The 11,515-nt window shown below is 68.7% G+C and carries 9 protein-coding genes and 1 other RNA gene; all 10 read right to left on the bottom strand.

Annotation, left to right across the window (positions count from 1 at the left end; translation table 11 throughout):
• Positions 1 to 30: 30 nt before the first annotated feature.
• Positions 31 to 993, bottom strand: a complete 963-nt coding sequence (rsmH, locus tag ACK42S_RS11015) for a 16S rRNA (cytosine(1402)-N(4))-methyltransferase RsmH (RefSeq protein ID WP_409707034.1) — start codon at positions 991 to 993, stop codon at positions 31 to 33.
• A 5-nt stretch (positions 994 to 998) separates the two neighbouring features.
• Positions 999 to 1,439, bottom strand: coding sequence for a division/cell wall cluster transcriptional repressor MraZ (mraZ, locus tag ACK42S_RS11010; RefSeq protein ID WP_409707031.1), 441 nt, complete (start codon positions 1,437 to 1,439; stop codon positions 999 to 1,001).
• Between the two features lie 230 nt (positions 1,440 to 1,669).
• Positions 1,670 to 2,926: a multidrug effflux MFS transporter gene (locus ACK42S_RS11005; protein ID WP_409707028.1), complete on the bottom strand. Its 1,257-nt coding sequence runs from the start codon at positions 2,924 to 2,926 to the stop codon at positions 1,670 to 1,672.
• A gap of 19 nt (positions 2,927 to 2,945) precedes the next feature.
• Positions 2,946 to 3,276, bottom strand: an RNA gene (gene rnpB / locus ACK42S_RS11000) — RNase P RNA component class A.
• Complete coding sequence (locus ACK42S_RS10995) at positions 3,275 to 4,015, bottom strand: DUF3025 domain-containing protein (protein WP_409707025.1); 741 nt, start codon at positions 4,013 to 4,015, stop codon at positions 3,275 to 3,277. The genes rnpB and ACK42S_RS10995 overlap by 2 nt, the downstream gene beginning before the upstream one ends.
• A gap of 8 nt (positions 4,016 to 4,023) precedes the next feature.
• Positions 4,024 to 5,064 carry a dihydroorotase gene (gene pyrC / locus ACK42S_RS10990; RefSeq protein ID WP_409707022.1) on the bottom strand — a complete coding sequence of 347 codons (1,041 nt, stop codon included), beginning with the start codon at positions 5,062 to 5,064 and terminating at the stop codon, positions 4,024 to 4,026.
• Positions 5,065 to 5,096: 32 nt separating this feature from the next.
• Positions 5,097 to 5,999 (bottom strand): ion transporter, encoded by a 903-nt coding sequence (locus ACK42S_RS10985; protein WP_409707019.1) that lies wholly within the window; start codon positions 5,997 to 5,999, stop codon positions 5,097 to 5,099.
• A gap of 18 nt (positions 6,000 to 6,017) precedes the next feature.
• Positions 6,018 to 7,088, bottom strand: coding sequence for a 6-phosphofructokinase (locus ACK42S_RS10980; protein WP_409707037.1), 1,071 nt, complete (start codon positions 7,086 to 7,088; stop codon positions 6,018 to 6,020).
• Positions 7,089 to 7,174: 86 nt separating this feature from the next.
• A complete protein-coding gene (locus ACK42S_RS10975) occupies positions 7,175 to 10,336 on the bottom strand; it encodes an error-prone DNA polymerase (RefSeq protein ID WP_409707016.1) in 3,162 nt (1,053 codons plus the stop codon).
• 8 nt (positions 10,337 to 10,344) lie between these two features.
• Positions 10,345 to 11,515 (bottom strand): Y-family DNA polymerase (locus tag ACK42S_RS10970; RefSeq protein ID WP_409707013.1); only part of this gene is annotated, 1,171 nt, incomplete at its 5' end.

Below are 11,515 nucleotides of genomic sequence, written 5' to 3'. Positions count from 1 at the left end.
GCCCGGAGAAGAGGGGGACGTTGAGACGACTCATGCCCCCCCCAACGCCACGGTGGTGCGCTTGGCCACGAACAAGATGGCCGAGCGCGAGCGCGGGTTGGCCGCCACTTCGGCCGGTGAGGGGCGGATGCGGGCCACGGCCTTGAGCAACGGCTCGGGCAACGGAGCCAGGCCCAGGGCCTGCGGGCTGCCCCGCTTCACCTCGGCCCGCGAATGGCCGGCGATGAACTGCTTGACGCGGCGATCCTCCAGCGAGTGAAAGCTGATCACCGCCAGACGCCCACCCGGAGCCAGCAGCGACAAGGCGGCGTTCAGCCCCTGTTCGAGCTCCTCAAGCTCGGCGTTGACGAAAATCCGAAGAGCCTGAAAGGTCCGCGTGGCGGGATCCTGGCCCGGCTCGCGTGTCTTGACCGCACGAGCCACGACGTCGGCAAGCTCGGCCGTGGTTCGAACAGGGCGCCCGCTCGAGCGGCGAGCAACAAGCGCCTTTGCAATCTGTAGAGCAAACCGTTCTTCCCCATGATGGCGTATGACCTCCGCGATGAGTTTTTCGTCGGCGCGTGCGAGGAACTCGGCGGCGGATTCACCGCGCGAGGGATCCATGCGCATGTCCAGGGGCCCGTCGTGGCGGAAGGAGAATCCACGCTCGGGGTTGTCGATCTGGGGCGAGGAGACGCCCAGATCCAGCAGCACGCCGTGCACGCGGTCGATGCCCCGGCGTGCACAGGCCTGCGCCATCGTCGCAAAACCGGCGTGCTCGATAGCAAAACGCGGGTCCTGGACCCGCGCAGCGTCAGCCACGGCTTCGGGGTCCTTGTCGAAGACCAGCAGCCTGCCCTGCGGCGACAGACGCGACAGCAGCAGCCGCGAGTGCCCACCCCGGCCGTAGGTGCCGTCGATGTAGGTGCCATCGGGGGTGGTCAGCACGGCCTGCACCGCCTCGTGCAGCAAGACGGTGCGGTGCTCGTGGACGGGAGGCATGGAGGCGCTCATGGCCGTCAGAAGCTGAAGTCCTTGAGCACCTCGGGCATGCCCTGCTGCATCACCGCGGCCTCATGGGCGGCGTAGCGTTCGGCATCCCACAGCTCGAAGTGGCTGCCCATGCCCAGCAGCATCACGTCTTTGTTCAGGCCGGCGGCCGCGCGCAACTCGGGCGAGATCAGCACGCGCGAGGCACCGTCGATCTCCACGTCCAGCGCATTGCCCAGGAAGATGCGCTTCCAGCCGGCCGCCGACATCGGCAGTGCCGCGATCTTGTCGCGGAACTGCTCCCAGGCCGGACGAGGGAAGACCATCAGGCACCCCTCGGGATGCTTGGTCAGGGTCAGTTGTCCTGCACACACAGCGGCCAGCACGTCGCGATGCCGCGCCGGGACGGTCAGGCGCCCCTTGGCATCGAGCGACAGGGCGGAAGCCCCTTGGAAGACCACTGAAGACACAAAACCCCACTAAGTTGCACTTTCTCCCACTTTAGCGAGCCCCCCTTCGGCGGTCAAGCAAAATCTGAAAAATCTCCAATGAAATCAACTACTTACAATTGATTTCCAAGAAATGTTCGCACAAAAAGTCCAGCAAAAATAAGGACTTGCGAACAGGTGTGAAAGTGGAGTTTGAGGAGCGCTGCCCGCTTGAATGAGGGGGCAGGGCTCGGCGCGCCCGCAGCGGGCGGTCAAGACGCCGTCAGCGGCGTGGCCTCGGACGCGTGGGGTTCGCGGCCGATCTCGGGCCAGCGGCGACGGAGATAGACCCAGGCGGCCAGCCCCACCCCCATGAGCCCCAGCGACGCTGCCGCCAAAGCGACCGTGCTGCCCATCACCAACGGGGCCAGCACGCCGGCCACGAGGGCATTGGCCAGCGAACCCACGGCCGCCTGTAGCGACGAGGCCATGCCCCGACGCGCAGGAAACAAATCGAGCACGAGCAAGGTCACCACCGGCACCATCAAGGCCCAGCCAAAGGCGAAGACCGCGATCGGCCACAAGGCCCAGGACACATGGGCTTGCCACAGCAGGTTGGCCGCAAGATTGAGCACGCCCACCCCTGCCATGATGACGAAGCCGTGGCGGATCTGCCGCCTGGGCGCGATCTTGCCAGCCAGCCGACCGCTGCACCAAGAGCCACCCATGATGCCGCCAATGCTCAGCACGAAGAACCAGAAGAACTCGGTGGGCGACAAGGCCAGGTGCACGCCCAGGAAGGCCGGAGCCGACAGCACGTACAGGAACAGCCCATTAAAGGGCACGCCGCTGGCCAGCACCAGCAGCACGAAGCGCGGATCGCTGCACAGCTGCCAGTAGCCGCGCAGCAGATGGCGCACCTCGAAGGACTGGCGATGCTCCAGATGCAACGTCTCGGGCAGCAGCCGGTAGTTGGCCACCCACAGCGCCACCCCCACCAGGGCCAGGAACCAGAAGATCAGGTGCCAGTCGGACAGCACGAAGATCCAGCCGCCGATGATGGGGGCGATGGCCGGCGCCACGCCGAAGTAGATCGTCACCTGGGCCATGACGCGCTGGGCCTCGGCCGGCGGGAACATGTCGCGGATGATGGCGCGCGAGACCACGATGCCCGCCCCGGTGGACAGGCCCTGCAAAGCACGGAAGAAGACGAGCTGGCCGATGGTCTGCGACAGCGCGCAGCCCACCGAGGCGATGGTGAACACCGCCAGCCCCCACAAGATCACCGGCCGGCGCCCGAAGCTGTCGGACAGCGCCCCATGGAAGAGGTTCATGAAGGCAAAGCCGAACAGATAGGCCGACAGCGTCTGCTGCATCTGCACCGGCGTGGCCCCCAGCGATTTGGCGATGCCCGAGAACGCCGGGATGTAGGTGTCGATGGAAAACGGCCCGAGCATGGCCAGCACGGCGAGCAACAGGGCCAAAGCCCAGCGCGGGGCGGGCCAGATCTTGTGGGCGTCGGGATTCATCGGCTGGTGTGTTCGAAGTGCGTGAAGCAAGCCGATAGGCCGGATTCTGTGCGGCGGGTCGCCCCGCCGTGACCGCCATTCCTCTGGGCCGCCCCTCACGGAAGCGGCTCGATGCCACCTACCCGCACACTCCCCGGGCCGGATCGACGTGTGCCTATTTGGTGTTGCTGCGCGTAGAGATTGCCCGTTTCACCCGAGCCGTGGCTTGCACCGCGGCCCGACTCGTCTCTGTTGCTCTGATCCTCGCCTCACGGCGGACAGGTGTTACCTGCTACGCTGCCCTGCGCAGTCCGGACCTTCCTCCAGTGCGGCCTTTCGGCGCTTGCACCAGCGGCGGTCTGGCTTGCTTCACATCGCAATTATCTCAGGCCGGCGGCGAGGCCGCTCGCGGTGGGGGCGGAAGACCTCGGCATCCTCATAGAAAGAGGCATCCTCGTTGGCCGCCCACCAGCCCGGCACGCCCAGCACCGGCAGCGGCAGGAAGGGTTTGGGTACCAGGCGTTCGGGGGTGAGGCCGAGGTCGGGGGCGGCACCCTCTTCCATCACCCAGACGTGGGCCGTGATGCTCTTGTAGGGAGCCACCAGCTTTTCCAGCAGCGCATGGCCGAAGAGCTCCAGGCGGGCCTGAGCCCACAGCGCGCGGCGATCGACAAAGAGTTCGCGCCACCGCCGCTCGCGCAGCGCCTGCACGAGTTCGGCCGGTGCCTGCAGCAAGGCCGCGTTTTCGTCAAAGAGCGTCAGGGCGTCCCGCACGGGCCCGCGCGTGGCGCCAATGCCGGCCCGGGCGATCTGCGCCGCCTGCAGCTCATTCAACCGCCGCTTGAGCTGTGGCCGGGTCAGCCACATGAGGCCATTGAAAAAATCATGCAGGTTGTTGCGCGTGGGCACACAGCCGGTGCGGAAGATGAAGGCTTCGTAGGCCTCGCCCTCGGGCAGCGCGTCCTGGGGCACGAAGCGCACCGGGCCGCCACAGGTGTTGAGTGCGTCGGCCACAGTCGCGCCCGCATGCACGCGCCTTTCGACCTCCGCACCCACGGCCGCCATCGGGGCGAACCAGGGGGTGCGCCAGTCGAGGGCCGGCCACGTCATTGCAGCGCTCAGGCGTCCACCATCCGCCAGGCCAGCGTCTGGCCGCCGCGCAGCGGCTTGAGCGTGGCCTCGCCAAAGGGCAGGGTCTCGGGCAGTTGCCAGGGTGTCTTCTTCAGCGTCACCGTGCCGGTGTTGCGCGGCAGTCCGTAGAAATCGGCGCCGAAGAAGCTGGCGAACCCCTCCAGTTTGTCGAGCGCGCCAGCAGCTTCGAAGGCTTCGGCGTAGAGTTCCAGCGCCGACAGCGCGGTATAGCAGCCTGCACATCCTGTGGCGTGCTCCTTCAGGTGAGCCGGATGCGGGGCGCTGTCGGTGCCGAGGAAGAACTTTGGCGAACCCGAGGTGGCTGCAGCCACGAGGGCACGGCGGTGCTCCTCGCGCTTGAGCACGGGCAGGCAGTAGTAGTGCGGCCGGATGCCGCCGAGGAAGATGGCGTTGCGGTTGTAGAGCAGGTGGTGGGCCGTGATGGTGGCGCCCACGAACCGGTCGGCCCCGGCCACGTACTGCGCGGCTTCCTTCGTGGTGATGTGCTCGAAGACGATCTTCAGCTCGGGGAAGTCGCGGCGCAGCGGGATGAGCTTGTCGTCGATGAAGGCTTTCTCGCGGTCGAAGAGGTCGATCTCGGGGTCGGTCACCTCACCATGCACCAGCAGCAACAGGCCGTGCTTCTGCATGGCCTCCAGCGTCTTGTAGGTCTTGCGGATGTCGGTGACGCCGGCATCGCTGTTGGTGGTGGCTCCGGCCGGGTAGAGCTTGAGCGCCACCACCCCGGCCTCCTTGGCCCGCGCGATCTCGTCAGCGGGCAGCTTGTCGGTCAGGTAGAGCGTCATCAGCGGCTCGAAGCTCAGGCCCGCCGGGACGGCGGCGCGGATGCGCTCGCGGTAGGCCAGTGCCTGCTCCGCCGTGGTCACCGGCGGCTTGAGGTTGGGCATGATGATGGCGCGGGCGAACTGGCGCGCCGTGTCGGGCACGACGGCAGCCATCGCGGCGCCATCTCTCACATGCAGGTGCCAGTCGTCAGGGCGGGTCAGGGTCAGGGTCGTCGGGCTCATGCCCGCCATTGTCCCACCGTCTGGAGCGGCACTCAGGCGCCCGGATCCCGCTCGTAGCGCGGCATGCGCTTGCCGCAGTGCCGGCAGAACTTCGCATCCGGCAGGTGGCCTTCGCTCAGGCATTCCGGGCAGGTGCGCGTCGTGGTGGGCCGGCTCAGCCGCTGCGCCGCCATCTCGGTGGTGACGATGCCGGTGGGCACGGCCAGCACGCCCCAGCCCAGCAGCATCATGGCCGAGGCGATGAAGCGCCCCACCTCGGTCTGCGGCGTGATGTCGCCAAAGCCCACCGTGCTCATCGTGGTGATGGCCCAGTACATGGCCATCGGGATGCTGGTGTAGCCGTTCGCGGGGCCTTCCACCACGTACATCAGCGTACCCATCACCAGCACCACCATGAACACGAACGACAGGAACACGGCGATCTTGCGGCGACTGGCCCGCAGGGCCTCGCCCAGGGCGCTGTATTCGGCCACGTAGCCGGTGAGCTTGAAGACGCGGAACACCCGCAGCAGGCGCAGGATGCGCACGTCGATGAGCAGGTGAGCTTCAGGCACGAAGAAGGCGATGTAGGACGGCAAGATGGCGATCAGGTCGATGATGCCGAAGAAGCTCGTGGCGTAGCGCAGGGGGTGGCGCACGCAGGCCAGGCGGGTGAAGTATTCGACCGTGAAGAGGGCCGTGAAGATCCATTCCAGCACCCGCAGCGCGACACCATGCTCCGCGCGGATGCTGGCGACACTGTCGAGCACCACGGTGAACACGCTGAGCAGGATCAGCGCGATCAGCCACTGGTCGAAGCGCTTGCCGGCCCGGGTGTCGGCCTCGAAGATGACGATGTAGGTCTTGTGGCGCCAGCCGGCTTCGGGCTTGCCGAAGCGTTGGGCATCGGCCCGGGCGGCGGCTTGCAAGGGGCTGCGTGAACCTTCCTCATGCATGGTGGGATCGCCCTTCGTTCAAGCCCCGGCCTCGCCCAGGGAAATGCCCAGCGAACGCGCCGCCTGCAGCAAGGGGTGGTCCAGCGGCACCGTGCGGTTGCGCCCGGCCACTTGGTCCAGCGGCACGCTGTCGCAGCCGTCGCCGCGCAGCACCACCATGCGGCCGAACTCGCCCCTCGCCACCATCGCGGCCGCATGGCAGCCGAAACGTGTGGCCAGCACACGATCGTAAGGCGTGGGCGTGCCGCCGCGCTGGACGTGGCCCAACAAGGTGCTGCGCACCTCGCCCTGCAAGTGGGGCTGCAACTGCTCGCGCAGCACGTGGCCCACCCCGCCGAGGCGAATCGGGTCGGGGCTGTCGGCCCTGTGAGCGGCCACGGTCATCGTGCCGCCCACCGGCCGGGCGCCTTCGGCCACGCAGATCAGCGTGAAGCCCTGGGCGGCCTCGCGCTGGCGGCACAGCTTCACCACGGCGTCCAGGTCATACGGGATCTCGGGCAGCAGGATCACGTCGGCCCCGCCCGCCAGGCCACCTTCCAGGGCGATCCAGCCGGCGTAGCGACCCATGGTCTCGACGATCATCACGCGGCCATGGCTGCGGGCGGTGGTTTCCAGCCGCGCCAGGGCCTCGGCCACCACCGCCACGGCGCTGTCGAAGCCGAAAGTGCGCTCGGTGTGCATCAGGTCGTTGTCGATGGTCTTGGGCACGCCCACCACCGGCAGGCCGAGTTGCTGGAAGCGGTGTGCGATGCTCATCGTGCCGTCGCCGCCGATGGCCACCAGCGCGTCCAGCCCCAGCTCGCGCACGTAGTCCATCACCGCGCCCGACACATCGGCCCCGCCGGCACCGAACCAGGCGAACGGGTCGGCCTTGTTGTGTGCCCCGAGGATGGTGCCGCCCTGGTGCAGGATGCCGCTGACGGCGCGCCGGTCCAGCGGCACCACACGACGCTCGATCAAACCAAGGAAACCCCGTTCGATGCCGGTGACGCGCGCGCCGCAGTCGTTGATGAGGGACTTGGTGACCGCGCGGATCACGGCATTGAGCCCGGGGCAGTCGCCGCCGCCGGTGAGCACGCCCACGTGCAAGGAGGAGGTCGTCGTCATGGCCGCCTGTCGTATCGCCATCCCAAAGCCTCAAGCGTAACCCGGCTGGCTTGGTTCGCGCCCCAGGTTCAATGGAAGTCCCGGCTGTGCAGCCCTGCATCGGCCAGGCGGCCCAGCAGCGGCGTGAGGTCTTCCAGCCGCTGCGCCACCAGGTGGCGCACCTCGCCCTCGCGCTGCCACTCGCCATGCACGGCCAGCAGGCGCGAATGCAGCAGCTCGCGGCGGAAGCGCTCTTGCACACGGCGCCAGACGATGACGTTGACCACACCGGTTTCATCTTCCAGGGAAACGAAGATGGTGCCGTTGGCCGTCTGCGGCTGCTGGCGACCGGTGACGATGCCGCAGGCGCGCACCCGCCGGCCATGCGGCAGGTCGTGCATCTCGCTGGCCGTCTGCAGGCGCCGCCGCCGGAGTTGCTCGCGCAGCAGGGCCAGCGGATGGCGGCGCAGCGTGAGGCCCAGCGCGGCATAGTCGAAGACGATCTCCTCGCCCTCGGGGGCCAGCGGCAGTTGCACAGGCGCCTCGTCAATGGGCGCGTCCGCCAGCAAGGCCGGCGGGGGCGTCCAGGCGGCGGCCTCCCAGACCTGCTGGCGGCGGTGGCCGGCCAGGCTTTGCAGGGCATCGGCCGCGGCGAGCTGGCGCAGGTCCTGGGCGTCGAGCCGCGCGCGGCGGGCGAGATCCTGCACGTCGATGAAGGGCGCTTCGGCACGCGCCCGCACGATGCGCTCGGCGGCGGCAGCGCTCAAGCCGGCCACCAGCTTCAGGCCCAGGCGCACCGGCGGCTGCGGCCGGCGCGTGATGTCCTCCAGCGTCGCCTCGACCTCGCTGTGGCTCACGTCCACCGGGCGCACCTCCACCCCGTGGCGGCGCGCATCCTGCACGAGCTGGCTGGGGGAGTAGAAGCCCATCGGCTGGGCATTCAGCAGCGCCGCGAGGAAGGCCGCGGGCTCGTGGCATTTGAGCCAGGCGCTGTCATAGGCCAGCAGCGCAAACGACGCGGCATGGCTTTCCGGAAAGCCATATTCGCCAAAGCCCTCGATCTGCTTGAACAGGCGCTCGGCGAATTCCTGCGGATAGCCGTTGGCCATCATGCCCTCGACGATGCGCTGGCGGAAGGGGTGCACATTGCCATGGCGTTTCCAGGCCGCCATCGCGCGGCGCAGGCGGTCGGCCTCGCCGGGGGTGAAGCCGGCACACAGCATGCACAACTGCATCACCTGCTCCTGGAAGATGGGCACACCCAGGGTGCGGCCCAAGGCTTCGCGCAGAGCGTCTGTGGGCAGTTCGGCCACCACGTCATGGCCAGCGCGCTGCTTCTCGCGCTGCTTGAGGTAAGGGTGCACCATGCCGCCCTGGATGGGCCCCGGGCGCACGATGGCCACCTCGACCACCAGGTCGTAGTAGGTGCGCGGCTGCAGGCGCGGCAGCATGCTCATCTGCGCGCGGCTTTCGATCTGGAACACGCCCACGGTGTCGGCGCGGCGGATCATGGCATAGGTGGCCTCGTCCTGGTCCGGGATGTCTTGCATCCGGAAGGGCATGCCGCGGCGTCGGCTCACGAAATCGAGCGCGCGGCGCAGCGCGGTGAGCATGCCCAGCGAGAGCACGTCCACCTTCATCAGGCGCAGGGATTCGAGGTCGTCCTTGTCCCACTGGATCACGGTGCGCTCGGGCATCGCGGCGTTCTCGATGGGCACGACGTGCGACAACTCCCCCTTGGCGATCACGAAGCCGCCCACATGCTGGCTCAGGTGGCGCGGAAAGCCGCGCAGCTGCCCCACCAGCTCGATCCACTGCGCCACGCGGCGGTCAGCGGCGTCCAACCCCACCTCGGCCAGGCGCTCGGGCAATGCCTCCAGACTGTCCCACCAGAAATGGCTCTTGGCCAGGGCATCGACCTGGGCATCGTCAAAACCCAGGGCCTTGCCCACGTCGCGGATGGCACTGCGCGTGCGGTAGCAGATGACGGTGGCGGCCAGCGCCGTGCGGCCGCGGCCGTATTTGCCGTAGAGGTACTGGATGACCTCCTCGCGGCGCTGGTGCTCGAAATCGACATCGATGTCCGGCGGCTCATCGCGCTCCATGCTGATGAAACGCTCGAAGAGCAGGTTCGCACGCGCCGGGTCGATCTCGGTGATGTGCAGGCAGTAGCACACCGCCGAGTTGGCCGCCGAGCCACGGCCCTGGCAGAGGATGCCCTTGGAGCGCGCGAATTGAACGATGTCGTGCACCGTCAGGAAGTACTTCTCGTAGCGCTTGAAGGCAATCAGCGCCAGTTCCTTCTCGATCTGGCGTTGGACGGCATCCGGCACTCCCTCGGGGTAGCGCTCGCGCGCGCCCTGCTCGGTGAGGTGGCGCAGCCAGCCGGCCGGGGTTTGGCCCGCAGGCACCACCTCCTCGGGGTACTCGTATTTCAGTTCGTCCAGACGGAAATGGCAGCGTGAGGCCACTTCCACCGAAGCAGCCATCAGCTCGGCGCCGTACAGCCGGGCCAGCGTGGCGCGCGCTCGCAGGTGGCGCTCGCCATGCGGCTGCAGGGCCGTGCCGCACTCGGCCAGCGGGCGGCCCAGCCGGATGGCGGTGAGCACGTCCTGCAGCGGCTTGCGCGATCGCAGGTGCATGTGGACATCGCCTGCGGCCACCAGGGGCAGGCCGCTGAGCCGCGAGACCTCGCGCAGGGTGTACAGCCACAGCGGGTCGTCGATCTCATGGAAGAGCTCCACCACGCCCCAGGCAGCGTCGCCAAAGGCTTGCCGGAAGCTTGTGGCCTGCATGCACAGGGTCTCGAAGGCTGCGCCGCGCGGCGGCACCCACAGCAGCTCGTTGCCGGCCAGACGATCGGCGCACAGATCTTCCGGGTCCACGCGGTAGGTGCCCTTGGGGCTGGCGCGGCGCAGGTCGGTGATGAACTGGCTCAGGCGGGCATAGCCCTTGCGGTCGCGGGCCAGGGCCACGAGCCGAAAGGGCGTGGGGCCGTCCACCTGGAACTCGCTGCCGATCAGCAGCTTCAGCGCTGGCTCGGGCCGGCCTTGCTCTTTGGCCACCTCCCGTGCATCGAGCAAGGCCTGATGGGCCCGCACCACGCCGGCCAGCGAGCATTCATCGGTGATCGCCAAGGCACGATAGCCCAGCGCCAGGGCGCGCTCCACCAGTTCCTTCGGCGACGAGGCCCCGCGCTGGAAGCTGAAGTGGCTCAGGCAGTGCAGCTCGGCGTAGTCGGGCAGGACCATGACCGGCCTCATGCGAAGCGCCCGTGCAGGAACCAGCCGCCGCCCTCTTCCAGGCGACGCTCGCGGTAGATCCACACCAGCCCGACGCGCTCGTTGCTGGCCACGTAGTAGTCGCGCGCTGCGGCCGCATGCTCGGCGTCCCACCAACCCGCCTCGACCCGGTGCGGACCGGCCAGGATCGTGAGGTTCCCCTGGCACTGCGGCCGCTCCCGCCGGGTGGCCAGCGGCAGCGGCTCACGCAGCAGCCAGGCGGGTTGCGAGGGGGGTGGCCAGGACACCATCGCCGGCACATCGCCCCGGGCGGCCGGCTGCCAAGCCTGCTGCGCCTCGGGGCGGTGGTCCGAACGCGGCACCGGCCGACACACCCGGGCCGGGCCCAGCCGGGCCGACAGACGCTCGATCAGTTGCGCCAGGCTTTCGCCCTCGGCGGCCCCGGCCTCCCCGGGCAACAGGCAGGGCGTGACCTCGACCAGCGGCTCGATCTCGTCGCAGAACAATGAAAGCTCGCCCACCGGCGCCGCCAGCCGTACCTGCGCCAGCCATTCGCCCAGCAGGCGCAGCAGATGCCCAGGCTGGCGGGTGGGCTCGGCGGTGCGCACCAGCAGCTCGCCCAGTGGCGGGTCGTCGCGGCGATGGACATCGTGCCGCCAGCGCAGCACGAAGCTGCGCAGCCCCGCCTGGCGGGCGGCCAGCCAGCCGCACAACTGCAGCAGCAGGCGACGGGCGCCGAACATCAGGGCCGGGGCCGATTCCACACGCCCCGGCAGCTCCAGCCGGGCTTCGAAGACCTCAGGCAGCGTGAGCCACGGCGCCGACCAGGGCGCTTCGCCATAGGCCTGGCCCAGCGTCTGCAGCAGGGCCCTGTCACTGCGCCGTGCCAGTCCGGCGCGGGGCAGCCGGCGCACGTCGCCCAGGTGGCGGCAGCCCAGGCGGCTCAGCCAGGCAGACTCGGCCGCCACCTCGTGCAGGCAATCCAGCGGCAGGCCGTCCAGCAAGCCGTCCATATCACTCCCCCAAGCTCCCGGTCGCCCACAGCGCGCCAAGGCCAGCGCGCCCAGCGCCGTGGGCGCTGCAGCGCATCGCGTCCAGCCCAGATCCGCCGCCCCGGCCACAATGCGTTCGTGCAAGGCCCGCTCACCGCCGAACAGGCGCAGGCTGCCGCTCACTTCCATCAGCACC

Source organism: Caldimonas sp. (assembly GCF_046289365.1).
In the GTDB taxonomy this organism is placed as follows: Bacteria; Pseudomonadota; Gammaproteobacteria; order Burkholderiales; family Burkholderiaceae_C; genus Caldimonas.
This window is presented reverse-complemented; position numbering and strand designations above follow the sequence as displayed.